This window comes from Actinomadura verrucosospora, from assembly GCF_039540335.1.
GTDB lineage: Bacteria > Actinomycetota > Actinomycetes > Streptosporangiales > Streptosporangiaceae > Spirillospora > Spirillospora verrucosospora.
Map to the genome: position 1 here is coordinate 92,262 of NZ_BAABEV010000009.1, position 23,831 is coordinate 116,092.

Consider the following 23,831-nt stretch of genomic DNA (forward strand, 5'->3'; position numbering starts at 1 on the left):
GGTTGCTCTTAAGGCCGGGGTTGGCGCCGTGACGGCATTTGTCGCTGTCAGCTCTCCGCCGTTGGGGGTGGCGGGCTTCCAACGCCTGGTGCTGGGGCGCCTGCTGGCATTGCTTGGGCTCGCTGCGCGAGCAGGTTGCGGTCCGCTTGAGCCTGGCTTCGGAGGCGGGCGCGGTTGTCAGGTGGGGGTTGTCGCAGTGCTCTTCTCTGGTGGAGAAGAGCACTGCTACACGTGTCAGCGCAGTGGCTTTTGGATGTAGATGTTGACTATTCCGCCTATGGTTTCGCGGCGGGTCTCCGTCCAGCCGAACTTGCGGTAGAGGGCCAGGGCGGGGGACTGGAACTCGGTGGTGTCGGCGCGCAGGATGCGGTAGCCGTACTCCACCGCGCGTTCCTCCAGGGCCTGGACCAGTGCGGTGCCGTAGCCCCGGCGCTGGACCGCCGGCAGGACGCGCAGGCGCACCATCTCGGCGACGTCGAGGGTCGGGTTGCCGGGGGCGTAGCCGCCGTAGGCGCGGGCGTGGCCGCCCGGGATCAGGTCGGCGCGGCGCAGGCCGCCCATCGCGACCACCCTGCCGTCGAGCTCGCCGACGAGGAACTCGCCGTTGTTGCGGAGATAGATGTCCTCCATGCGGAAGAAGTCGTGGTCGTAGTAGACGCCGTCGCCGGGGCGCAGGCCGACCTGGGCCAGGCCCTCCTGGTGCAGGGCCAGGACGACGCCGTGGTCGGTCGCGTGGTACCGGCGGATCCGCAGGTCGCCGTAGCGCCATTCGGGGGGATCGTCCTCGAGCCGGACGAGCGTGGGGTGGCCCTGCCAGGAGGCGTTGTCGGCGCTCATCCCGGTCAGACCTGTTCCCCCGGGCGGACGGCGGCGGGCGGATCCTGGGTGGGGCTCTTCACGGACGGGCCGGAGAGGGCCTCGTAGAAGTCCTGCAGCTCCGGGATCTGGCCGTGCTTGGTCGCGACCGCCGCGCCGATCTGCCGGGCGCGGTGCACGAGGATGTCGGACCGGTGGTCGGCGGGCAGGTCGAAGATGGCCTCCCGGCCGGCCGTCAGCGCGGCCTCGGGGTGGCCGGCGTGCAGCTTGCACATCGCCCGGTCGAGCCGCACCAGGGTGAGGTCGACGCGGTCGGTGGGCGAGTACAGGGTGAGGGCGTGGCTGAGCACCTCGTCGCCCTGCCTGTGGTCGCCGAGGTTGGTGAACGTGTCGCCCTCGTAGAAGGCCATCTGGCGGTCGGTGAACCCGAACACCAGGTCGGAGGTGTCGGTCTTGGAGAGCTGGTCGAACACCGAGCGGCCGCGCACGAGCGCGCGGCGGGCGCTGGGGGCGGCGTCCCCGCGGCCGCGCATCGCCAGCATGCCGAGCGCGCGCGCCTCCACGGCGGGGGCCATGGCGGCGGCGACGCCGGGGGTGCGGCCGGCGAGGTCCTGCGCCTTGCGGGCCAGGTGCAGCGCCTCGCGCGGGTCGCCGTAGTACATCGGCACGAGCGATTCGCGGACGGTCACCCAGGCGCGCAGCTGGCGGTCGCCGGTCTCGTCGGCGGCGGTCCGCGCGGTCCGGAAGAACGAGCGGGCGAGCCGGTGGTCGCCCAGGTTGATCATGATGAGCCCGGACAGCCCGGACAGCTGCGCGGCGATCCGGCACAGGCGTTCCTGCAGCTCGACCGGCTGGCGCTTGTCGCACATGCGCCGCACCTCGCTGAAGTCGAGCAGCACGTCGCAGAGCATCCGGAGGGACGGGGTCGCCTGGTACTGCCGGCCGTAGCCGTAGGTGGTCTCCTCCCACTGGTCGAGCATGGTCGGCGAGACGGTCGCGCCGACGAGCGTGTCGTCCATCTTGCGGCGCAGGTTGTCGACGGCCCCAAGGAACTGACCGTCGAGCGCCACGCCCGCTCCGGCCAGCAGCTGCAGAAGGGTCCTACGAAGCACGATGTCCTCCTCTCCCACATCAATGGTCAGGGGGCCGTCGGCGCGGTCATGGCCCCGCAGGTCGTTGACGGTCGCCCAGGGGCGCTCCTCGCTCCTGGGCACGATCGCCCCGACGATGGCGTCGGGGTCGGGTACCGGACGCTGGTCCGGCGCGCGCGGCTGCGGGACGCTCGAGGCGCCCGCCCGGGTCGCGTGCCCGCGGCCGCAGATGCAGGGACTCTGGTAGTCGAGGGCGTCGGGCTCCACCCTGTAGACGGCGCACAGGTAGTGCAGGTACTCCGGGCCGGGTCGCTTGTAGCCGCTCTCGTACGCGGACAGCAGCGTCTCCCCGAGTCGCGGCGGCGGCTTGCCGTCGACCTCGTAGAGCGCCTTGACCTGCGCCACGATGTCGGAGAGCGCGACGCCGTGGGCCAGCCGGTGCGCCTTGATCCGGCTGGTCCCGAACAGCGGCCCGCACTGCTCGTGGATCTCCTGCGCGATCGCCACCGGGCCCCGTCCTCGCGCCAGGGCGTGCGCGCGGATCCGGCGAGCGACGTCCGTTTCTCTCCGCGGGGGGTCCGACATCCGGCGCCTCCTCCGGTCGTGCCGGAACGCCGTCCCCTCGGGGGGTGGACGACCGTTCCGACCGCGGCGACCGGTCGATTTGGCCACAACAGATAATCTCTTGCGCACGCAGCGTAATCCTCGTCACAGTCCCCGCCAAGCGATTCCGGAGAAGTGATGAGGGCCGGGACGCGCTCCGCACCCCGTGGGTAGAGAATCTTCCTCCGCAGGGAGGAGGACTTCTCCTGAGGTGGGGAAATCCGGTTCTTCGGCCCCCGGCCGCCCCCTTGACCGGTCAGTGTGAGTGTTGGAAATCTCTCGTGTTGTGATCGAGCGAATCCGGAGAGTCGATCATCTGGATCGACCGGCACTGTGCTCGCGGGCGTTCCGCCCGCCGATGGAGGGGGTGCGAAGGTGGTCAGCGACAGACGCGTCGGCTACCTCGAAGAGCTGGAACACGAACTCGACACGCGGGGCCTCGTCGCGCGCGTCGTCAGGACCCGCTCGGGGCCGGCCTTCCTGAGGGTCGTGAACCCCGAGGCCGCGAGCCTCGCGGAGGACGTCACCTGCGCACCGGCCCCCGAGACCAAGGACCACTACTTCTGGTGGTCCTGGGGCGAGCGCATGCACCGCGTCGACGACGTCGGCGGAGCGGCCCTCAAGCTGGCGCACGTCCTCCAGCCGCTCGCCGCGAGGTGAGCTGACTCACTCCGGGCCCCCGAGCCCGAGCACCGTCACCGACCCGGGCGCCCGCCGGCAGGGCGCCCACCAGGCCGGGCGTGTCCCGCGAGGCCGCGGCGAAGGGCGCGGCAGCCGCGGACCCCGCGGGACACGTTCGCCCGGCAGGCCCCCTCCCCGGCCGGTCCCCGCCGCCGGCCCCGGCGTTCGTATGAACCGGTCGGAACCGTCCCCTACGATCGGGCTCGTACCCGCCGCAGGTCCACGGCGAGTTGGCGGGGAACCGCAATGGCCGGGGAGGGTCTGCCACACCATGTCTCTGTTCGCGTCGATCAGCGTGCCGCTCGCCGTGTCGCCGGTCGCCAAGCCGTTCCTGCCCTGGGCCGAGAAGGGCACCCCCGAGGCCGCCTGCAAGAACACGGACCCCAGCGTCTCGTGCCGGCTGGTCTGGAACATCTCGAAGAACACCGACTTCACCCAGTTCTGGGCGACCTGGCTGGACAAGCCGCTCACCACGCTGCTGTGGATCATCGTGACCTTCGTGGTCGCGCTGATCGTGAAGAACATCGCGCACCGGATGATCACCAAGGTCACGCTGCGGATGGCCGAGGGCACGATGTCGGAGAAGGTCCGGGAGCGGTCCCGGACGGTCTTCGAGGGCAGTCCCGCGCTGCTCAACAGGCGGCGCGCCCAGCGGGCCCAGACGCTCGGCTCGGTGCTGCGCTCCATCGCGTCCATCATCATCATGGGCACGGCCGCGTTCAGCATCCTCGGCTCGCTCGGCCTCAACCTCGCCCCCATCCTCGCCAGCGCCAGCGTGATCGGCGTCGCGGTCGGCTTCGGCGCGCAGAACATCGTCAAGGACTTCCTCGCCGGGCTGTTCATGCTGCTGGAGGACCAGTACGGCGTCGGCGACGTCATCGACGTGGGCAGCGCCAAGGGGACGGTCGAGGCCGTCACCCTGCGGGTCACCCGCATGCGGGACGTCAACGGCGTCGTCTGGTACGTCCCGAACGGCGAGATCAAGAAGGTCGGGAACGAGTCGCAGAACTGGGGACGCGCCGTCCTGGACATCCCGGTCGACATCAACGAGGACACCGAGAAGGTCAAGGAGATCCTGCAGGCCACCGCCGACGAGCTGGCCGCGGACGGGGCGTGGCACGACCTCGTCCTGGAGCAGCCGTCGGTGTGGGGCGTGCAGGCCCTCGCCGGCGACGCCGTCGTGATCCGCGTCGTGCTCAAGACGGCGCCGGGCAAGCAGGGCGACATCGCCCGCGAGCTGCGCGAACGCGTCAAGCGGGCGTTCGACGAGGCGGGCGTCACGGTCGCCACCCCCGCGCCCTAGCCGCCTTCCCAGTGGATCAAGGTGAGGAAGAGGGCGCGTCTCACATAGGGTGGGGGCGCTATGGCTGAACAGGTGACCTTCTACGAAGCGGTCGGCGGCGAGGAGACCTTCCACCGGCTGGTGCACCGCTTCTACCAGGGGGTCGCGGACGACCCCGACCTCCGCGCCCTCTATCCCGAGGAGGACCTCGGTCCCGCCGAGGAGAGGCTGCGGCTCTTCCTGATCCAGTACTGGGGCGGTCCCAACACCTACAGCACTCAGCGCGGGCACCCGAGGCTGAGGATGCGTCACGTGCCCTTCGTCATCGGCGCGGCCGAGCGGGACGCGTGGCTGCGGCACATGCGGGTCGCGGTGGACGAGCTCGGGCTTCCGGAAGACCTGGAGAAGCAGCTCTGGGCCTACTTCACCATGGCGGCGCAGAGCATGGTGAACGCCCCGACGTGAGCGGGTAGAGCGCCCCGTATGACGCGAATCCCGTGGTGGCGCAACGCCGTCGTGTACGAAATCTACGTCCGCAGTTTCGCCGACGCCGACGGGAACGGCGAAGGCGATCTCCAGGGGGTCCGGTCCCGGCTCGGCCACCTGCGGGATCTCGGTGTGGACGCGCTGTGGCTCACCCCCTTCTACACCTCCCCTCTGGCGGACGGCGGTTACGACGTGGCCGACTACCGCGACGTCGATCCCCGGTTCGGCACGCTGGACGATTTCGACGCCCTCGTGGCGGACGTGCACGCCCACGGGATGCGGCTGATCGTCGACATCGTCCCGAACCACTCCTCCGACCGGCATCGCTGGTTCCGGGAGGCGCTCGCGGCTCCGCCCGGGTCGCCCGCACGCTCCCGCTACATCTTCCGCGCCGGCAAGCCAGGGGAACGTCCCGGCGAGGCCGCCCCACCGAACGACTGGCCGTCGGCGTTCGGCGGCCCCGCCTGGACGCGGCTGGACGACGGCGAGTGGTACCTGCACCTGTACGCGCCCGAGCAGCCCGACCTCAACTGGCGCAACCCCGAGGTGCGGCACGAGTTCGAGGACATCCTGCGGTTCTGGCTCGACCGCGGCGTGGACGGCTTCCGCATCGACGTCGCCGCCGGACTGTTCAAGGACGAGTCGTTCCGCGACCTCCGCGGCCAGGACCGGGACATGGTGAACGGGCCCATGTACAGCCGTCCGGAAGTCCACGACGTGTACCGGAGATGGCGCCAGATCCTCGACGAGTACGACGGCGACCGCATGGCCATAGGCGAGGTGTGGACGGACGGTCCGGAAGACCTCGCCCTCTACCTGCGTCCAGACGAACTGCACCAGGTGTTCCAGTTCGACCTGCAGCTTGCCCCGTGGTCGGCCATGGCGTTCCGCGAAGTGATCGACGCAGCGTTGAAGGCCGTCGCCCCCATGGGCGCCGCCCCCACATGGGTGCTGTCGAGCCACGACTCCGTCCGCCACGTCACCCGCTACGAGCAGCGGGACGGCTTCCAGGGCATCGGGCACGCCAGAGCCAAGGCCGCGCTACTGCTGCTCTTGGCGCTCCCAGGGTCGGCCTACCTGTACCAGGGCGAGGAACTGGGACTGCCCGAGGTGACGGATCTGCCTGACGACGCCAGGCAGGACCCCATCTTCAAGCGCACGAACGGGCAGACCGCAGGACGCGACGGCTGCCGGGTACCGCTGCCGTGGTCGGGCCGCGCCGAGCCTTATGGCTTCTCCCCTGACGGCGTCCGGCCGTGGCTGCCGATGCCGGAGCGGTGGGCGTCGATGACCGCCGAGGCGCAGGCGTCCGACCCGTCCTCCATGCTGAGCTGGTACCGCGAGGCCCTCGCGCTGCGCCGCCGCCTGCACGGCGGCCTCCCCGATGACCTGGAGTGGCTCGACTCCCCCGAGACCGCCCTCTTCTTCCGGCGCGGTTCTCTGATCCTGGCCCTCAACTGCGGCGAGAACCCCGTGCGCCTCCCCGAGGGCACGCCGCTCCTGACCAGCACGCCCCTCTACGGCGACCTGCTTCCCGGCAACACCGCCGCGTGGCTGAGCGTCCCCTGAACGCAGGACGCGGTGCGCCGGTCCGTGCGAGGGGTCAACGCACGGACCGGCACACCGCGGTCCTTCGCCGAAAGACGCTTCCGGCTACAGCGGCGGGCGCTGGAGCTGGAGCGGGTCGTCGGCCATCGGGGCCGACTTGAGGGTCTGCATGCCGGTTCCGACGCCCGCCCAGCGCTTGACGTCGGACATCGCCTTGGTCTGCTGGTCACTGGGCAGCCTGGCGATGAGGCGGCCGCTGTGGTTCATGCCCGGAGCGACGTAGACCGCCGAGTCGCGGCTGCCGCGCCCGAGGCGGAACGGCTCGGAACCCCACGGGTCGTTGGCGCCGTACAGGAACAGCATGTGGTTGGCGTTCCCGCGCACCCAGCGGTCGATGTCGCGCATGGCACGGCCGTTGTCGAACCGCATGGCGATGTCACGCGGGACGTAGGTGCGCGGCTGGTAGCTGGCCTCGTACCGCAGCAGCGGCCGCAGGTGCTTGAACTTCGGCGTCGGCCAGCCCAGCTGCGTCCCCGCCTGGTAGTAGTACGGGATGTACGGGGCGAGGCCCTGGTCGCTGTAGAACGAGAGCCCGGAGATGTTGTCGAGCGTCTCGTAGAGCTGGTCGTCCGTGGCGTCCTTCGCGTTCGGCAGCGCCGCGCAGTCGGACTGCAGGCTGTACTGCCAGAAGCCCCACTCGTAGTCCATCACCGAGTTCTCGAACGCGCGGTCCTGGGTGCGCAGGATGTCGAACGTCCAGCCGTTCTCGTCCGCGGCGGCCTTGAAGCGCTTGAGCATCTCGGTGCGGCGTTCGAGGAACTTGCGCGCGAGCGCCTTGACGTTCGCGCGGCACGCGGGGTCGGAGCCGACCGTCTGGAAGAACTTGTCGTAGGCGCGGTCGTCGTTGTTGTTGACGTCGTTGGGCGCCACGTACACGACGCTGCCGTCGACGTCCCGCGGGTAGAACCGCTTGTGGTAGACGGCCGTCATGCCGCCCTTGCTGGCCCCCGTCGAGATCCACTTGCCCTGGTAGATGGTCTTCAGGGCGCCGATCAGCCGGTGCTCGTCGGTGGCCGCCTGCCAGATCGTGTCCTTCTTCCAGTCCGTCGGCTCGGGACGGGACGGGGTGAAGTACCGGTACTCGACCGAGATCTGGTTGCCGTCGACCAGCGCCGTCGGCTCGGAGGTGAACATCGTCTCCGGCGTGTTGTACCCGCTGGTGTAGAGCACCATGGGACGGTCCGCCGACTTGTGCTGCAACATGATGCGCTGCTCGAACCACTGCCCCCGCGGGTTGCGGTGGTCGACAGGCTGCCGGTACTCCAGCCAGAACCAGCGCTGGCCGGGCAGGGTGGACGGCTTCTCCGTCACCCGCATGCCGGGGATCGCCTTCAGCTGGGCGAGGATGTCGCCCGCCTGGGCGGCGCCGGCCTTCGCCGTGCCCGCCTGAGCCGTGGCCGCGGCCTGCGCCGCGGTGGCGCCCGCCCCGGTCATGCCCGCGGCGAGCAGCAGTGCCATGGCTCCTCGTGAGACGCGCCGCATTGTGCCCCTTTCACGTGGGTTCTCCACATTCGCGTCGCGACCCTAGAGGGAGAAGCCCGGCTAAAACGGATTGCTGTTGGGCTTGTTACCTATCCGTGACAGGTCGGTTGTCACCCGATCAGACCGGAAAACAACCCCCAAGAGGGGCGGAAGCGTGATCAGGTACGCATTGGCGTTCACGCTGGAAGAACGCGGGGCCGCACGGTGAGCAGCGATCACGTCCGGAACGGCGACCAACGGGGAGCGGAGATCAGCTCGCCCCGGGCAGACGACCTGCGGAGGGCCGACCCTTCGACCGAGCGCGAGGCATCGGCAAGCCTGACGGGCACGCGGGTGCCGACGAAACGTCCGCCGGGGCGTGCAGGGATGGGGCCGAGCGGAGGATCAGGTGGGAGGGGCGAGGGCGAAGCCGTCGTCCCACGGGGCCAGGCGTTCGAAGAGCCGCTCGTCGTGCCAGCGCCCGTCCAGGTGGATGTGGCGGCGGGCCGTCCCCACGGGCGTGAACCCGTTGCGTTCGAGCACCCGCTGAGAAGCGACGTTGTCGACTCTCGTGAACGCCTCGACGCGGTGCAGGCGGAGCGCGCCGAACGCGACGTCCAGTGCCTGCCTGACGGCCTCGGTGGCGACGCCCCTGCCGGCGTGCGCGCGCGCCACCCAGTAGCCGACGAAACAGCTCTGGAGAGGGCCGCGCAGGATGTTGTTGAGCGTGATGCGCCCGGCGACCTCGCCGTCGACGAGGATGACGCCCGGCCACATCTCCCCCGCCGCGTACGCCTCGACCAGGTCGCGCAGGTTGTCGCGCTGGCCGTCGACGGTGAAGTACGCCTCCCCCCGCTCCGGCTCCCAGGGACGCAGGTAGGCGCGGTTCTCCCGGTACAGCGCCGCGAGCGCCTCCGCGTCCGCGATCTGGACGGCGCGCAGGCGCACCCCCACCCGACGTCCGTCGAGCGCGGGCGGGGGGCCGGCGAGCGCCGTCATGCGCGGGGCACCACGTACCGCCCGATGAACTCGCGTTCCTCCGGGGTGAAGCGGCGCAGGCGGTTCGCCTCCACATCGAACGCGACGAGCGTCGAGGTCGCCTCCGCGTACACGTGGTCGTCGTCCCGCACCTCGTAGGCCAGCTTGAACGACGCGGCGCGGGCCTCGGTCACCCACGTCTCCACCCGGATCGGGTAGACGGTCGGGAGCAGCGGATACCGGTAGTCGATCTCGTGCCGGGAGATCACCATGCCGCGCACGGGCGGCTCCCCCTTGCGCACCGGGTCGCCGTGGAACATCTCCAGCCGCGCGTCCTCCAGGTAGCCGAGGAACTTGACGTTGTTCACGTGTCCCTGGGAGTCGATGTCACCGAACCGGATCTTGAACTCGTAGACGTGGCGGTACTCGGCCGCGGGCAACTGCTGCATGTCCTCGCCTGGGTACGGGAAACCGGGGGTCGGCCCGATGCTACCGGGCGCGGCCGAGGTCCCTGACAAGGCAGGGTCGCTCCAGGTCGAACCACCAGTCCGGAACCACGCGCCTCATCGCCGCGGGGAGATCCTCCAACCTCCACCCGCCGCCCTCACCACCCGCCACCTCACCGCAGCCCATGCCGCCCGACGAGTCGCAGAACAAACCCAGATCCCACATGAAGCGGCCGCGGGCACACCTAAATCAACCAGCCACCTGTCACAACCAGCACAACCACATCCCGGCAACGCCCAGCACCTGGCACTCGGCGACCAAAGACCGGCGTCCAGCACGACCAAACCCCGGTGACGACCAGCAACCGGCATTCTGCACCCGGCACGGAACCGCATCCCGGTGACGACCGGCAACCGGCACGCAGTGACCGGAGACGGCGCGACGCCCCCGGAAACGACCGGCGACCGGGGCCTAGGCCGTGTTTCGAAGTCCCGTCTCACTTCGCTCGCCTGGCGGCTCGCTCCGTGACCGGGCCTGGGCGAACGCGGGCATCGCTTCGCGATCTGCCCGGCTCCGCTCGCCTCCGGCTTTACCGCCTTGGCAGGCGAACGCCAGGGAACAGGGGCGGCCGGGAACACGTACTGCTGAGGACGCGGACGGCCGCGCGATCGGTGATCGCGCGGCCGTTCGGGGAGGCGTGGGTCAGTCGCGCTTCAGCTTGCGGTGGGTGACCCGGTGCGGGCGGGCGGCGTCGGCGCCCAGCCGCTCGATCTTGTTCTTCTCGTAGTCGGCGAAGTTGCCCTCGAACCAGAACCAGTTCGAGCCCTCCTCCCACGCGAGGATGTGCGTGGCGATGCGGTCGAGGAACCACCGGTCGTGCGAGGTGATCACAGCGCACCCGGGGAACTCCAGGAGGGCGTTCTCCAGGCTGGACAGGGTCTCGGTGTCGAGGTCGTTGGTCGGCTCGTCCAGCAGCAGGACGTTGCCGCCCTGCTTGAGCGTCAGCGCCAGGTTGAGGCGGTTGCGCTCGCCGCCGGACAGGACGCCGGAGGGCTTCTGCTGGTCGGGGCCCTTGAACCCGAACGCCGCGACGTACGCGCGGGACGGCATCTCGACCTGGCCGACGTTGATGTGGTCCAGGCCGTCCGAGACGACCTCCCACACCGTCTTCTTCGGGTCGATGCCGCCGCGGCCCTGGTCGACGTAGGAGATCTTGACGGTCTCGCCGACCCGCAGGTCGCCGGCGTCCGGGTGCTCCTCCCCGACGATCATGCGGAAGAGCGTGGTCTTGCCGACGCCGTTCGGGCCGATGACGCCGACGATGCCGTTCGGGGGCAGGTTGAACGTCAGGCCGTCCATCAGGAGCCGGTCGTCGAAGCCCTTGTTCAGCTTGTCGGCGACGATCACCGTGTTGCCCAGGCGCGGGCCCGGCGGGATCTGGATCTCCTCGAAGTCGAGCTTGCGGTACTTGTCGGCCTCGGCGGCCATCTCCTCGTACCGCTCAAGGCGGGCCTTGCTCTTGGTCTGGCGGGCCTTGGGGTTCGAGCGCACCCACTCCAGCTCGTCCTGGAGGCGCTTCTTGCGCTTGGCGTCCTTGTTGCCCTCGACCTTGAGCCGCTCGGCCTTCTTCTCCAGGTAGACGGAGTAGTTGCCCTCGTAGGGGTAGCAGCGGCCGCGGTCGAGCTCCAGGATCCAGGTCGCCACGTTGTCGAGGAAGTACCGGTCGTGCGTGACGGCCAGGACGGTGCCCTCGTACTTGGCGAGGAACTGCTCCAGCCACTGGACGCTCTCGGCGTCCAGGTGGTTGGTGGGCTCGTCCAGCAGCAGCAGGTCGGGCGCCTCCAGCAGCAGCTTGCACAGCGCGACGCGCCGGCGCTCGCCACCCGACAGCTTCGACACCTCGGCGTCGCCGGGCGGGCAGCGCAGCGCGTCCATCGCCTGGTCGAGCTGGCTGTCGAGGTCCCAGGCGTTGCGATGGTCGAGCTGCTCCTGCAGCTTGCCCATCTCCTCCATCAGCGCGTCGGAGTAGTCCGTCGCCATCAGCTCGGCGATCTCGTTGAACCGGTCGAGCATCGCCTTGGTCTCGGCGACGCCCTCCTGGACGTTCCCGAGGACGTCCTTCTCCTCGTTCAGGGGCGGCTCCTGCTGCAGCATTCCCACGCTGAAACCGGGCATGAGGCGCGCGTCGCCGTTCGAGGGCTGTTCCAGACCGGCCATCATGCGCAGCAGCGTCGACTTGCCGGTGCCGTTGGGCCCCAGGACCCCGATCTTCGCACCCGGAAGGAAATGCAGGGTGACGTCGTCAAGGACGACCTTGTCGCCATGTGCCTTGCGCACACGCTGCATCGTGTAGATGTACTCGGCCATATCGTCAAGACTAGGGGGTCCTGGAACCTGTTTTTCGCGTTGCCGCCTCAGTTGCCGGACGGCCTGGGGCCTTCCAGCGCGGGAAGGCACACCCGGTCGCGCCCCGAGGACTTCGCCCGGTAGAGCGCCAGGTCGGCCGCCGTCATGAGTTCCAGGAGGTCCTGGCCGTGGGTGCGGAACAGCGACACCCCCACGGAGACGGTGACGGTGACGGTGCCCTCCTCGGCCGGGACGGCGAGGCGGCGCACCCGGCCGCGGAGGCGTTCGGCGACGCGGCAGGCCTCCACGGTGTCGGCGCCCGGCAGCAGGACGACGAACTCCTCGCCCCCGAAGCGGCCCACCACGTCGTAGTCGCGCAGCTGGTGGCACAGGGTGCTCGCCACCCCCACCAGCACCTGGTCGCCGACCAGGTGGCCGTGGGTGTCGTTGACGCGCTTGAAATGGTCGATGTCGATCAGGAGGAGCGCGACGGCGTCGTGGGTGCGCTGGGCCCGGGAGAGCTCGGTGTCGGCCTCGCGCTGCCACGCGGCGGCGTTGAGCAGGCCCGTCTTGGCGTCGGTGCGCGCGGCCGCCTGGAGCTGCTGGTGCATCAGGCTGCGCTGCAGGAGCATCACCGGCGGAAGGGCCAGCAGGAGCAGGCCCAGCGACAGGGCGCTCGTGATCGCCACCAGGATGCCGACGCAGAGCTCCACCGTGTCGAGCAGGAGGCTCTCGCGCGTCCACAGGACGTCCCGCCACCGGCTCTCGGGATCGGCGGCATGCGCGGCGACCGCGACGATCGCCGCGTTCACCACCGTGAACAGCGCCGCGCAGCCGACGGCCGCCGGGATGCCCGGGTAGCTCTCGACGACCCACTGCGGCGCCCCCTGCAGCGGGTCGGCCACCACCCGGTGGAACACCACCGACGCGCACGCCCCGGCGATCCCGAGCGCGGCGGCGACGACCGCCCGCCGGTAGATCAGCGTCCGCCGGACGCGGAACTGCAGCAGCGCCTGCATCGGCACCGGGACCAGCAGCGCGTACACCGGCGGCAGCAGCAGCGCGACCGGCAGCCACCAGGCCGACAGCAGGTCGCGCGCGACCCCCGCCGGCATCCCCAGCCTCCGCGTCGCCTCGATGCACACGGCGCCGCACGCCAGCAGCGCCCCGAAGGTCATCAGATCGTCGCCCCGGAACGGGGTCTCGACCAGCCCCGCGACGATCAGCCCCAGGTGGACGGCGACGACCACCGGCACGTAGACCGCGAGCAGGGACCGACGCCCAAGTCGCGCCCTGCGCCTCGGCCTGCGGACCAGCTCCCCACCACGGTCCTCGGCGGACGACTGCACTGCCGTCATCCTTCCCCCTTACGCGCATCACGTTGTGTAACACGATAGTTGCAACGTGTGCGGAACGGGCGTGAAACAGGTACGTTCGGGAACGCACATGCGGGTGACCGTTCTGATCACCGGTATCCGGGCCCGCTGATCCGCGGAGCCCGACCATCCTGAGGGGGACCACCATGCGCGGCGTTTCCTGGATCTGACCAGCAAGCAGCCACCCAAAACGCCGGGGGCGCGCGCTCACCGCTCCCACGGCCCACATCCCCCCACCGAACACTTTCGCCTCACCTCCAACTCCCACACCCGGCTCCCGCCCGGCCCCAGCCGGGCCGCCCCGAGCACTGGCCGCACCTGGCCGCCACCCAGCCACCCCAAAACAGCGGGAGCAAGGAGCCAAAAACCCACCACCCCACACCAAAGCCACACCCCACCAGCGGCGCCCACTCGCCCCGAACACCCCCGGCCAAGCCGCTCCACCACGCACACACCCTTGGCCACGCCGCACGACAGGCGAGAGCACCCACCAGCCAAGCCAGACCAACCAGCGCACCTCCGCGCCAGCTCCTCGCCCAGCGTCACCCAGCCCCATCGACCGCTTCAGCACCGCATATTTCCTCTGCTCACGCCTTACGCCAGGCGGCGCCCGCGGCGAAACCAGCCCGACCACGCACGCCGCCCCACCACCGGCGCCTACTTGCCCCGAGCACACCCGGCCGAGCCGCTCCACCACGCCACATCCCCTGCTCACGCCTTACGCCAGGTGGCGCCCGCGGCGAAACCAGCCCCACCACGCACGCCGCCCCACCAGCGGCACCCACTTGCCCCGAGCACCCCCGGCCGAGCCGCTCCACCACGCATGCATCCCTTGGTCACGCCGTGGGACAGGTAGCGCGGAGCGTGGGTCGCTCGTCGCTGCCCTAGGGCGCCCTGGAGAGAGCCGGTCGAGGGTCCCGCGCTGGCGCGTGCCCTTCTTTGGCTGCGTCGTGCGACGGGTGGGAGCGCGCATGGGACCGAGCCAGGCCGAACCGCGCGTCGCCGCTTCTGTGGCAGCCGGGCGGTGTTCGGGGGGGCCGAGTGGGGCGGGTGGGTTCTCTCGGTGGGTGGGGTTAGGCGGCTTTGGGTTCGTCTTCTTCTGTGGGGGTGGTCAGGGCCCATTGGTCGGCGGTGTCGCGGGCCAGTTGGCGGTCTTCGTCGGTCAGGGGGCCGGTGCGTTGGGCGGGGCGATAGTCGACGGTGCCGCGGGTCAGGTCGGGGCCCAGGGTGGTGGCCTCGACCTCGGCGGAGAAGCGCCACTGGTCGTCGCGTTCGTACTGGCGGATGCGCAGGCGGCCGGTGACCAGGACCGGCGTGCCGCGCTGGAGGTCGGACGCGTTGACGTTGTCGGCCAGGCCGCGCCAGCAGTTCACCGTGACGTACAGGGAATCGTCGTCCTGCCATTGGCCGGTCTGCCGGTCGAAGCGGCGGGGCGTGCAGCCCACCCGCAGCGACAGGAAGGGGTGGCCGTTGGCCGTCACGGCGTAGCGGGGCTCGGCCGCTACCCAGCCGGTGATGGTGACGTGCGCCTCGTTCATCGCGTCCTCCGTTGTCTCGCGTACGAGGACAACGGTGGCTCAGACGCGCAGGGCGGCGCCCGCGGTCGCGGAACTGTGGATAACTCAGCCGCGGCCGAGGGCGACGTCGACGTCCCGGCGGAAGCGGGCGTAGACCTCCAGGTCCTCCTCGATGGGGACGATCACCTTCTCGCGGGCGACGCGCTCGATGCCCTGGCGCATGTGCTGCTCCATCTTCTCGCCGTGCCTGGCGGACGACAGCGCGACCATGTTGCGGCACGCGGACGCGGTGAGCCAGCCCATGCCGAGCGTGCAGACGACCAGGATGGCGACGTAGGGGATCAGGCCCGCCTGGCCGATGAGGCCGTCCGGGTCGTCGCCGCCGAGGTCGAGCAGGCCGTAGGCGACGAGGAAGCCGATCCACACGACGCTGAGGGCGGCGACCAGGACGAGGAAGTACTGCCAGGTCTTGACCAGCCACCACCAGCGCGGCACCACGTTGAACGTGGGCAGGGCCTCCTTGAGGGACTCGCCGAGCGCCTCGGGGATCTCGGCGGCGTGGGAGCGGGCCGCGGCGCGGACGGAGCGGCCCCAGTGCGGCGGAAGCTCGGCGGTGACGCCCTCGGCGACGTTCTGGAGGGCGTTGTCCACGTCGCCCTGCTGGGCGCCGATCGGCCCGGTGAAGGCGTTGCGCAGTTCCTCGCGGAGCTCGGTGAGGCGCATCCGGCGCAGCGGGTCCGAGCGCAGCCGGGTGACCATGGCGGTGACGGGCCAGCCGATGAAGTCGGCGGCGCGCAGCTCGTAGGCGCTCTCCATGGCCTCGGCGACGGCGGGCGCGCCCGCGGCGTCGGTGAGGGACTGCAGGAGCTCGGCCTTGCGGCCGTCGTCGACCGTGACGGGCGGTTCGGCGTCGAAGCGGTAGGCGGTGAACCGCTCGGCGGCGCGGTCGACGTCGGCCGTCAGCCGCTCGGTGCGGGCGCGGCGGGCGGCGACGGTCTCGACGAGGGTGTCGCGGAAGCCGTGCACGCCGTCCTCGGCGACCGCGGAGGTGGTGACGATCCGCGGGTCGGCGAGCCCCTCGGCCTCCAGCAGGCGGCGCAGGTCGGCGACGCAGTCGTCGATCTCGTGGGGGGCGAGCCGGTCGACCTGGTTGAGGACGATCAGGGTGACGCCGGCATGCCGGGCGAACGGGACGATGTAGTTGCGGTGCAGGGCGGCGTCGGCGTACTTCTGCGGGTCGACGACCCAGACCAGCAGGTCGGCGATGGTGACGAACCGGTCGACCTCGGCGCGGTGCATCGCCTGGATCGAGTCGTGGTCGGGCAGGTCGATCAGGACGAGGCCCTGCAGGGTGGCTTCGGCGCGCTCCAGGTCGAGGGCGCTGGCGCGGGCGTAGCGGTGGCGCTTGTCGACGTCGAGCCAGTCGAGGAGGGGGCCCGCGCCGTCCAGCCCCCAGACGCACGCGTGGGCCTTCGACGTCATCGGGCGGCGCATCCCGGTGGGCGACAGTTCGAGCCCGCAGATGGCGTTGAACAGGGAGGACTTGCCGCTGCCCGTGCCGCCCGCGAGGGTGACGACGGTGTGGTCGCCCGACAGCCGCAGCCGCTGGCCGGCGCGCCGCAGCAGCGCTCCGGCGTCGTCCAGGACGGGCTGGTCGAGCCGTCCGAGGCCGGCCTGGACGAGCCGGTCGAGCCCGTCGAGGCGCTCGACGAGTCCGGGCGGGCCGGCGGGCTCGGCGGGGGGAGCGGCTTCGGGCATGCCGGGGAGCGGGGTCTCGCCGGTTCCCGCCGTGGAGTTCGCGGGGATGGCCGAGGTGGTCATCGGGCAACCTCGAGGTTGTAGGTGGCCTGGTACAGCTGGACGGGGACGGTCTCGTCGGGGATGCCGGCGGAGTCGAGCACCTGCCCGAAGCGGATGGCCTCCTCGTCGAACAGCATCCCGATGCGGCTGCGCAGGTCGGCGCGGGCCTTGGCGCCCATGCCGCGCAGGGACTCGGCGCCGAACAGGGCCTTCAGCAGCCGCTGCGGGACGGCGCTGTTGCCGCCCTCCACGGCCACGTCGGACGTCCCGTACCCGAGCAGGCCGATCGTCAGGACGAGCGAGACCGCCTCGGTGTCGAACGAGACCAGCTTCGCGACGGAGCGCTTGGTGACGCCCTGGGTGCGGATCAGCTCCTGGACGTGGTCCTGCCAGGCGCTGACGGCCCGGGTGACGCGCCGCGACAGCTCCGGGGAGACGTGCCCGAGGCCGGCGTCGGCGCCGGCGAGCACCTGGGCGCCCGCCGGGTGCTCGCGCCAGCGGGCCATGACCTGCTCCGCGCCGTGCTCGGCGGACGCCATGATGAGCGATTCGAGGCCGCTGCGCAGCGCCGCCTTGAGGGCGCGGACGCGGGCCGGGCTGCGGTGGCGGCGGCTGGCGGCGCGGCCGCGCCGGGATCGCTGGACGTGCAGGGCGCGCAGCAGGTCGCCGGTGCCGGCGAAGTCCTGCCAGCGGGCCAGCACCTCGCCGCGCAGCAGCGAGCCGTTGCGGGTGGCCTCGTCCAGTTCGGCGAGGGCGGTGCCGTACCCGGCCTCGACCTCCCTGGCCAGCTCGGTGCGCCGCTCGACCTGCGCCTCGACCTGCCGGGCGAGCTCGGGGACGCGGGTGCGGAAGCTGTCCAGGACGGCGGCGAGGGTGTCGCTGACGACGATCTCGCGGTCCTCGGCGTCCTCGGCGACGCCGGTCAGCCAGTCGCGGATGTCCTCGACGGTCTCCTCGGGGAGGCGGCTCTCCTCGATCCGGGTCTCGGGGATGGTGAAGCGGCGCGCGTCGCCGACCTCGTGCTCGTCCAGCATCTCGGCGAAGTGCTCGACGATCTCGCCGCCGCCGGCGCCCGCGCCCTGCGGGACGCGCGACAGCACGACGCCGATCGTGGCGCCGTTCTCCTTGGCGCGCTGGAGCATCTGCCAGACCTGGGCGTCGGCGTAGCGGGCGGCGGTGGTGACGCACAGCCACAGGTCGGCGGCGGCCATCAGCTTGGTCGCGAACTCGTAGTGGTCTTCGAAGACGGAGTCGAAGTCGGGGCTGTCGAGGAGGGCGAGGCCGGGCGGCAGGACGTCGCTGGCGATGATGACCAGCTGGTCGCCCGCGATGGCGTCGGGCGCGGGGCCGCGGACCCGTCCCATGCCGGGCAGCATCGGCCCCTCCATGAACCACCGGACGTGGTCGGGGTGGCAGACGAGGATCGGGCTGCTGGTGGTGGGGCGCAGCACGCCGGTCGCGCTGACGCGGGCGCCGACGAGCGTGTTGACCAGGGTGGACTTGCCCGCGCCGGTGGAGCCGCCGAGCACCACGAGCATGGGGGCGCCGGACGCCTGGACGCGCGGCAGGACGTAGTCGACGAGCTGGGCGCGCAGTTCGTCGCGGGCCTCGCGGGCCTGTTCGACGCCGGGGACGTCCAGCAGGAGGTCGAACGCGCCGAGCTGTTCGCGCAGCGCGGTCAGGGCGCGGACCAGCTCGGCGCGGTTGACGGTCGCCCCGGCCTTGGGGGCGCGGCGCCGTCCGCGCCTGGGCCTGGCCTCGGCCTTCTCGCCGCTTCGGGCCTCGTCGTCGGCGGCCTCGCCTTCGGGCGCCGCGTCGTCGTCGGCAGCGCCCTTCTCGGAGGTCTGCTTCCCGGCCGCCGCGCCGGGGCCTTCCGGGTCCTTCCCGGACGCGTCCTCGCCGCCCGTGGTCTCGCCGGACGCCGCGGCCTCGTCGGGGGCGGGCTCGCCGGCCCGGCCCGAGCCGGCGCCGGCCTCCTCGTCGTGGACCGTGCTCTGCTCTGCGGGGGGTGTCACGGATCCCGTCCCAAGTCCGCTCGAATCATGTCGATCTCTCGTGCCACGTTGACCACGTCGCCCACGACCACGATCGCCGGGGGCCGGACATCTCCGGCGGCCATCTCGTCGGCCACCGTGCCCAGCGTCGCCGTCAGCGCCCGCTGGCCGGGAAGGGTGCCGTCCTGCACCACGGCCACCGGCGTTCCGGACGACCGACCATAGCGCATGAGGGCCGCCGCGATGAGCGCCATCCGCTCCACCGCCATGAGCAGGACGATCGTGCCGTTCGCGCGGGCCAGCGCCTCCCAGTCGACGGTCGAGTCGGGGTGCCCGGGAGGGACGTGCGCGGAGACGACGTGGAACTCCTGCGCGACGCCCCGGTGGGTGACCGGGATGCCCGCGGCCGACGGAACGGCGACCGCGCTGGTGATGCCGGGGACGACCGTGACGGGGACGCCGTGGCGGGCGCAGTACAGGGCCTCCTCGCCGCCGCGCCCGAACACGAACGGGTCGCCGCCCTTGAGCCGGACGACGAAGCGGCCCCGCCGCGCGTGCTCGACCAGGGACTCGTTGATGCGGTCCTGGGTGACCGTCCGGCCGTAGGGGATCTTGGCGGCGTCGATGACCTCGACGTCGGCGGCGAGCTCGTCGAGCAGCCCGCCGGGGGCGAGGCGGTCGGCGACGACGACGTCGGCCATGGCGAGCAGCTGCCGCCCGCGCACGGTGATCAGGCCCGGGTCGCCCGGGCCGCCGCCGACGAGCGCGACGCCGGCGGGCTTGCTCCGGGAGTGCCGGGACTCCAGGGCGCCGTCGCGCAGGCCCTCCACCACCGCGTCGCGGATGCCGGCGGCGCGGCGCGGGTCGCCGCCGAGCAGCACCCCGACGGTGGCGTCGCCCGCGTGCCCGCTGGCGGGCGTCCAGGCAGGGGAGGACTCGGCGTCGTCGGCTCGGACGGACCAGATGCGCGCGGCGTCGGCCTCCGCCACCACGTCGCCGTTGACCTTGGCGTCGTCGGTGACGGCCTGCACCAGCCAGGCGCCCGCGCAGTCGCCGCGCCGGTAGCCCCGCCGGTGCCAGGTGATCCGGCCGCGCTCGGCGAGGCCCTCCAGGGTGGCGGTGACCGAGGGGGACACGAGGACCACCTCGGCGCCCGCGTCCAGCAGGGCGGGCACGCGGCGCTGGGCGACCCGCCCTCCGCCGACGACGAGGACGCGTCGCCCGCCGAGTCGCAGGCCTAGCAGGTACGGGGGCACGGTGGATCTCTCGGACGCGGGTGGCGGACGCTCTCTTTGTGGAACAAAGGTACTCGGCTCGGGGAGTCCGTGGAGAGGGGCCTCGCCCGTTCGATAGCCGAGCGTGACTTCTTCCGTGATCGCGTCGTTACGGCCGCCCGGCGCCCTTCTCGCTCACCCCGGCGGAGTCGAACGTGGCGACCTCGCGCAGGACCCGCGCCGCGCCCTGGACCAGTGGCAGCGCCAGGAGGGCGCCGGTCCCCTCGCCGAGCCGCAGCTCCAGGTCGACCAGTGGCCGCAGGCCGAGGAACTCCACGGCGGCGCCGTGGCCGGGCTCGGCGGAGCGGTGCCCGGCGACGCACGCGCCGAGGGCGTCCGGGCACAGCGCGGCGGCGGCCAGGGCGGCCGCTCCGGCGATCACGCCGTCGAGGACGACGGGGACGCGCAGGGCCGCCGCGCCGAGGACGAACCCGGCGATCGCCGCGTGCTCCAGCCCGCCGACCGCCGCGAGCACCTCCATCGGCGGCCGGCCGTGCCCTTCCCGCAGGCCGTGCCGGTCGAGGGCGGCGCGCACCACCTCGACCTTGTGGGCGTGGGTGGCGTCGTCGATGCCGGTCCCCCGGCCGGTGACCCGCTCGGGCGGCAGGCCGGTGAACGCGGCGATCAGCGCGGCGGACGCGGTGGTGTTGGCGATCCCCATGTCGCCGGTGAGCAGGCACCGGGCGCCCTGCCCGTGGAGGTCACGGGCGATCTCGATCCCCGTCTCGACGGCGCGCCGGGCCTGCCCGGCGGTCATCGCGGGCCCGGCCGTCATGTCGGCGGTGCCCGGCGCGATCTTGCGCTGGAGCAGGCCGGGGGCCTCCTCCAGCTCGGCGGCGACGCCGATGTCGACGACCGTGACGGCTGCGCCGACCTGGGCGGCGAACGCGTTGACGACGGCGCCGCCCGCCAGGAAGTTGGCCACCATCTGCGCCGTGACCTCCTGCGGCCACGGGGTGACGCCCTGGGCGTGGACGCCGTGGTCGGCGGCGAACACGGCGACGGCGGCGGGCTCGGGCAGGGGCGGCGGGCACTGCCCGGCGAGCCCGGCGAGGCGGACCGACACCTCCTCCAGGACGCCGAGGGACCCGGGCGGCTTGGTGAGCCGGGCCTGCAGGTCTCGGGCGTCCCGTACGGCCGTCTCGTCCAGGGGGGCGATGGAGGCGACGGTCTCCTCGATCAGGTTCATGGTGTCCTTTCGGGGGGTCAGATGCCCAGCTCGCCGAGCACGTCCAGGAGCCGGTCGTTGGACGGACGGTCGCGCACGGCGATCCGCAGCCAGTCTGGGCCGAGCCCTGGGAAGGTGTCTCCGCGCCTGACGGCGTAGCCGCGCTGCCTGAGCAGGGCCCTGATGCCCAGGGCGTCCGGCAGGCGGACGCACACGAACGACGCGCGCGCTTCCGGCACGACGTACAGGCCCCGTGCCGACAGCTCCGCGGCCAGCCGGTCGCGTTCGGCGGCGAGCTCGACGGCCCACGCCTCGCCCTCGGCGACGGCATCGGGGGTGGAGCACGCCTCGACGGCGGCGAGCGCGGGCGTGGACACCGCCCACAGCGGCTGCGCCTCCGCCAGCCGTCCGATCAGGTGGGGGTCGGCCAGGACGTACCCGGCGCGCAGCCCCGCGAGCCCCCACGTCTTGGTCAGGGAGCGGATCACCACCACTCCGGGGGGCAGCCGGGCGGCGAGGCTCTCCGGTTCCCCCGGGACGCAGTCCATGAACGCCTCGTCGACCACGACCGTCCGTCCGGGGGCGGCCAGGGCGGCGAGCGCGGCGGCCGGGTGCAGGACCGAGGTCGGGTTGGTCGGATTGCCGATCACGACGAGGTCGGCGCCGTCCGGGACCGCCCGCGGGCCGAGGGTGAAGTCGCCCTCCAGGATCACCCGCTCCACCTCGTGCCCGGCGGCCCGCAGCGCCGCCTCCGGCTCGGTGAACTGGGGGTGCACCACCACGGCGCGGCGCGGGGCGAGCACCCGCGCGAGCAGCACGAACGCCTCCGCGGCCCCGGCGGTGAGCAGCACCTCCTCGACGGACCTGCCGTGCCGTGCGGCGACCGCCTTGCGGGCCGGGCGGGGGTCGGGGTAGGCGGCGAGGTCGTCGACGGACGCGCGGATCCGCTCGGCCAGCCACGCGGGGGGCGTGCCGGTGCGGACGTTCACGGCGAAGTCGGCGAGGCCGTCGCCGACCTCGGTGTCGCCGTGGTGGCGCAGGTCGATCTCGGCGGGCCCGGTCACGGCCGCTCCGCCTCGTGGTAGAGCAGCGCGTTGACGGCGGCGGCCGCGACCGCCGACCCGCCCTTCTCCGAGACGTTGCTGAGCTGCGGCAGCCCGCTCGCGCGCAGGGCCTCCTTGGCCTCGCAGGCGCCGACGAAGCCGACCGGCATCCCGATCACCAGGGCGGGGCTCACCCGGCGGGCGATGATCTCGAAGACGGCCTCGGGCGCGGAGCCGACCACCCAGACCGCCCCCGGCCCCACCTCCGAGTACGACAGCCGGACGGCCGCGGCCGACCGGGTGATGCCGGCGGCGCGGGCCATCCGGGCGGCGGCCGGGTCGGCGGCGTGGCAGACCGCCTCGCGGGCGCTGATCCCGGCGGCGGCCATGCCCTCGTCGGTGACGATCGGCGCCCCGGCGCGCAGCGCGGCCCAGCCCTGGGCGAGGGACTCCTCGGTGGTCACCAGGTCCACCGCGTACTCCAGGTCGGCGGTGGCGTGGATGACCCGCTCGGCCACCGCCCGCCACAGCGGCGGCATCGGGGACAGGTCGACGCGGGACCGGAGGACCTCATACGAGCGCACCTCGATCGGGTGGGGCCGGCGGACGGTCAACTGCGCTCCTCCACAACTCCGGGCAACGCGGGGATGGTCTCGACGGGGCGGCCCGTCCGGGACGGCCGCTCCGCGGGGGTGCGGGCGTCGCGCTCGCCCCAGACGACGATCACTGGCTCCGGGGCCTCGCCCCGCGGGGTCAGCGGGGCGGCCTGGAGCCGGACGGCGTCGGCGGCGAAGCCCTGCCCGCCCAGTTCGTCCAGTATGGCCTGAGCCTCGCCGGCCGTGGCGAGCACGACGATCCGGGACGGCCGGAGCCCCGCGCAGACCCGTACGGCCTCCGGCCCGCCGCGGCCGAGGAAGACGGCGTCGGGCCGCGGAAGGTGCTCGGCGCTGGACCGGACGTCGCCCGACGCCATCGCGACCTTGACCCCGTGCAGGCGGACGTTCTCCCGCACCCGGGCGCACGCGGAGTGGTCGCGGTCGACGGCGACGACGGCGGCGCCGAAGCGGGCGCACTCGATGCCGACCGAGCCGTCGCCGGACTCCACGTCCCACACCATGTCGCCCACCCTCGGGCCGAGCTTGGCCAGGACGAAGGCGCGCACCTCGGGGCGCGGGCCGGGTCCGTCGCCGAAGGCCTCCGCCGGGAGCGCCCATCCGGCGGGGGCGGGCACGGGCCCGGACACCCAGCTCGCTTCTCCCAGCGCGTGGCGGTTGTCCAGGACGAGCACGACCTCGGGGTCGTTCCATGGGCGGGTGGTCGCCTCCGCTGGGCGGACGTAGACGATCCGCTCCTTGGGCCCGCCCAGGTCTTCGCAGACCACGAACGAGCGCGGCGTGACGGGGAACAGCGCCCGCGCCAGTTCGGACGGTCCTGCCCCCGGCTCCGTCAGGACGGCCACTTTCGGGTGGGCGCGGCATGCGTTGACGGCCTGTCTCAGGTGCCCGTCCTTGGCGGAGACGACCAGAGCGTCGTCCCAGGGCAGTCCTGCTTGGGCGAAAGCACGCGCCACCAGGGTCGTCGCGGGGAACGTCTCTGGCGCGTGGCCCTGTTCGAGTAGTTCGCGGACGACTCCGAAGTAGCCGGGGTCGCCGTTCACGACGAGGACGACGTCCTCCTTGGAGACATCGACGCCTTCCAGTGCCTCGGCGAATTCCGTGGTGGCGACCGTGCGCGCGTCCGTCGCCATGGGCAGCCCGTCCAGGTGAGCTGGGGCTCCTATGACCAGCGTGGCACTTTCCAGGGCCGCCTTGGCCTCTTCCGAGAGGGGCGTTCCGTCGCGGCCGACGACCGTCAGCATCG

At 72.3% G+C, this 23,831-nt stretch carries 18 protein-coding genes and 1 pseudogene; 4 read left to right on the forward strand and 15 right to left on the reverse strand.

Going from position 1 to position 23,831, the window contains the following annotated elements:
- Positions 1-234 precede the first annotated feature (234 nt).
- Both ABD944_RS13110 and ABD944_RS13115 read right to left on the reverse strand, forming a co-directional pair.
- Positions 235-837 carry a GNAT family N-acetyltransferase gene (locus tag ABD944_RS13110; protein WP_345175755.1) on the reverse strand — a complete coding sequence of 201 codons (603 nt, stop codon included), beginning with the start codon at positions 835-837 and terminating at the stop codon, positions 235-237.
- A 5-nt stretch (positions 838-842) separates the two neighbouring features.
- Positions 843-2,492 (reverse strand): NsdA family TPR-like regulatory protein, encoded by a 1,650-nt coding sequence (locus tag ABD944_RS13115; RefSeq protein WP_345175757.1) that lies wholly within the window; start codon positions 2,490-2,492, stop codon positions 843-845.
- A gap of 393 nt (positions 2,493-2,885) precedes the next feature.
- Between ABD944_RS13115 and ABD944_RS13120 the strand changes: the two genes are divergently transcribed.
- From ABD944_RS13120 to ABD944_RS13135, 4 genes and pseudogenes are all read left to right on the forward strand, one after another.
- Complete coding sequence (locus tag ABD944_RS13120) at positions 2,886-3,170, forward strand: hypothetical protein (RefSeq protein WP_179836786.1); 285 nt, start codon at positions 2,886-2,888, stop codon at positions 3,168-3,170.
- A gap of 292 nt (positions 3,171-3,462) precedes the next feature.
- Positions 3,463-4,494 (forward strand): mechanosensitive ion channel family protein, encoded by a 1,032-nt coding sequence (locus tag ABD944_RS13125; protein ID WP_345175760.1) that lies wholly within the window; start codon positions 3,463-3,465, stop codon positions 4,492-4,494.
- Positions 4,495-4,566: 72 nt separating this feature from the next.
- A pseudogene (locus ABD944_RS13130) lies at positions 4,567-4,932 on the forward strand (globin); the annotation flags it as partial.
- A gap of 24 nt (positions 4,933-4,956) precedes the next feature.
- Complete coding sequence (locus tag ABD944_RS13135) at positions 4,957-6,528, forward strand: glycoside hydrolase family 13 protein (RefSeq protein ID WP_345175762.1); 1,572 nt, start codon at positions 4,957-4,959, stop codon at positions 6,526-6,528.
- An 84-nt stretch (positions 6,529-6,612) separates the two neighbouring features.
- On the opposite strand, the gene ABD944_RS13140 is transcribed toward ABD944_RS13135, so the two are convergent.
- The 13 genes from ABD944_RS13140 to cbiE all read right to left on the reverse strand — a co-directional run bounded on the left by ABD944_RS13140 (position 6,613) and on the right by cbiE (position 23,829).
- Entirely contained in the window at positions 6,613-8,025 is a 1,413-nt protein-coding gene (locus ABD944_RS13140; protein WP_345175764.1) for a S28 family serine protease, read from the reverse strand.
- A 408-nt stretch (positions 8,026-8,433) separates the two neighbouring features.
- Positions 8,434-9,027 carry a GNAT family N-acetyltransferase gene (locus ABD944_RS13145; protein WP_345175766.1) on the reverse strand — a complete coding sequence of 198 codons (594 nt, stop codon included), beginning with the start codon at positions 9,025-9,027 and terminating at the stop codon, positions 8,434-8,436.
- Entirely contained in the window at positions 9,024-9,455 is a 432-nt protein-coding gene (locus ABD944_RS13150; protein ID WP_089309629.1) for an acyl-CoA thioesterase, read from the reverse strand. The genes ABD944_RS13145 and ABD944_RS13150 overlap by 4 nt, the downstream gene beginning before the upstream one ends.
- Positions 9,456-10,155: 700 nt before the next feature.
- Positions 10,156-11,820, reverse strand: coding sequence for an energy-dependent translational throttle protein EttA (ettA, locus tag ABD944_RS13155; RefSeq protein ID WP_345175770.1), 1,665 nt, complete (start codon positions 11,818-11,820; stop codon positions 10,156-10,158).
- Between the two features lie 47 nt (positions 11,821-11,867).
- Positions 11,868-13,157 (reverse strand): GGDEF domain-containing protein, encoded by a 1,290-nt coding sequence (locus ABD944_RS13160; protein WP_345175773.1) that lies wholly within the window; start codon positions 13,155-13,157, stop codon positions 11,868-11,870.
- 1,091 nt (positions 13,158-14,248) lie between these two features.
- Positions 14,249-14,713: a single-stranded DNA-binding protein gene (locus tag ABD944_RS13165; protein ID WP_345175775.1), complete on the reverse strand. Its 465-nt coding sequence runs from the start codon at positions 14,711-14,713 to the stop codon at positions 14,249-14,251.
- Positions 14,714-14,797: 84 nt separating this feature from the next.
- Positions 14,798-16,513: a GTPase family protein gene (locus tag ABD944_RS13170; protein WP_345175777.1), complete on the reverse strand. Its 1,716-nt coding sequence runs from the start codon at positions 16,511-16,513 to the stop codon at positions 14,798-14,800.
- Positions 16,510-18,507, reverse strand: coding sequence for an AAA family ATPase (locus tag ABD944_RS13175; protein ID WP_345175779.1), 1,998 nt, complete (start codon positions 18,505-18,507; stop codon positions 16,510-16,512). The genes ABD944_RS13170 and ABD944_RS13175 overlap by 4 nt, the downstream gene beginning before the upstream one ends.
- Positions 18,504-19,742: a uroporphyrinogen-III C-methyltransferase gene (gene cobA, locus ABD944_RS13180; RefSeq protein ID WP_345175782.1), complete on the reverse strand. Its 1,239-nt coding sequence runs from the start codon at positions 19,740-19,742 to the stop codon at positions 18,504-18,506. The genes ABD944_RS13175 and cobA overlap by 4 nt, the downstream gene beginning before the upstream one ends.
- A 127-nt stretch (positions 19,743-19,869) precedes the next feature.
- Positions 19,870-20,949: a nicotinate-nucleotide--dimethylbenzimidazole phosphoribosyltransferase gene (gene cobT / locus ABD944_RS13185; RefSeq protein WP_345175783.1), complete on the reverse strand. Its 1,080-nt coding sequence runs from the start codon at positions 20,947-20,949 to the stop codon at positions 19,870-19,872.
- Positions 20,950-20,966: 17 nt separating this feature from the next.
- A complete protein-coding gene (gene cobC / locus ABD944_RS13190) occupies positions 20,967-21,992 on the reverse strand; it encodes an Rv2231c family histidinol phosphate aminotransferase CobC (protein WP_345175784.1) in 1,026 nt (341 codons plus the stop codon).
- Positions 21,989-22,585 (reverse strand): precorrin-8X methylmutase, encoded by a 597-nt coding sequence (locus ABD944_RS13195; protein ID WP_345175786.1) that lies wholly within the window; start codon positions 22,583-22,585, stop codon positions 21,989-21,991. Before ABD944_RS13195 ends, cobC begins: the two co-directional genes overlap by 4 nt.
- The gene (cbiE, locus tag ABD944_RS13200; RefSeq protein WP_345175788.1) at positions 22,582-23,829 is read right to left on the reverse strand and encodes a precorrin-6y C5,15-methyltransferase (decarboxylating) subunit CbiE; all 1,248 of its coding nucleotides are present in this window, start codon (positions 23,827-23,829) and stop codon (positions 22,582-22,584) included. The genes ABD944_RS13195 and cbiE overlap by 4 nt, the downstream gene beginning before the upstream one ends.
- Positions 23,830-23,831 lie beyond the last annotated feature (2 nt).

Excerpts from the sequence above, each read along its gene's own strand:
- ABD944_RS13110 (WP_345175755.1), bottom strand. The coding sequence starts at position 837 with ATGAGCGCCGACAACGCCTCCTGGCAGGGCCACCCCACGCTCGTCCGG.
- ABD944_RS13115 (WP_345175757.1), bottom strand. The coding sequence starts at position 2,492 with ATGTCGGACCCCCCGCGGAGAGAAACGGACGTCGCTCGCCGGATCCGC.
- ABD944_RS13125 (WP_345175760.1), top strand. The coding sequence starts at position 3,463 with ATGTCTCTGTTCGCGTCGATCAGCGTGCCGCTCGCCGTGTCGCCGGTC.
- ABD944_RS13135 (WP_345175762.1), top strand. The coding sequence starts at position 4,957 with ATGACGCGAATCCCGTGGTGGCGCAACGCCGTCGTGTACGAAATCTAC.
- ABD944_RS13140 (WP_345175764.1), bottom strand. The coding sequence starts at position 8,025 with ATGGCACTGCTGCTCGCCGCGGGCATGACCGGGGCGGGCGCCACCGCG.
- ABD944_RS13145 (WP_345175766.1), bottom strand. The coding sequence starts at position 9,027 with ATGACGGCGCTCGCCGGCCCCCCGCCCGCGCTCGACGGACGTCGGGTG.
- ABD944_RS13150 (WP_089309629.1), bottom strand. The coding sequence starts at position 9,455 with ATGCAGCAGTTGCCCGCGGCCGAGTACCGCCACGTCTACGAGTTCAAG.
- ettA (WP_345175770.1), bottom strand. The coding sequence starts at position 11,820 with ATGGCCGAGTACATCTACACGATGCAGCGTGTGCGCAAGGCACATGGC.
- ABD944_RS13160 (WP_345175773.1), bottom strand. The coding sequence starts at position 13,157 with ATGACGGCAGTGCAGTCGTCCGCCGAGGACCGTGGTGGGGAGCTGGTC.
- ABD944_RS13165 (WP_345175775.1), bottom strand. The coding sequence starts at position 14,713 with ATGAACGAGGCGCACGTCACCATCACCGGCTGGGTAGCGGCCGAGCCC.
- ABD944_RS13170 (WP_345175777.1), bottom strand. The coding sequence starts at position 16,513 with ATGACCACCTCGGCCATCCCCGCGAACTCCACGGCGGGAACCGGCGAG.
- cobT (WP_345175783.1), bottom strand. The coding sequence starts at position 20,949 with ATGAACCTGATCGAGGAGACCGTCGCCTCCATCGCCCCCCTGGACGAG.
- cbiE (WP_345175788.1), bottom strand. The coding sequence starts at position 23,829 with ATGCTGACGGTCGTCGGCCGCGACGGAACGCCCCTCTCGGAAGAGGCC.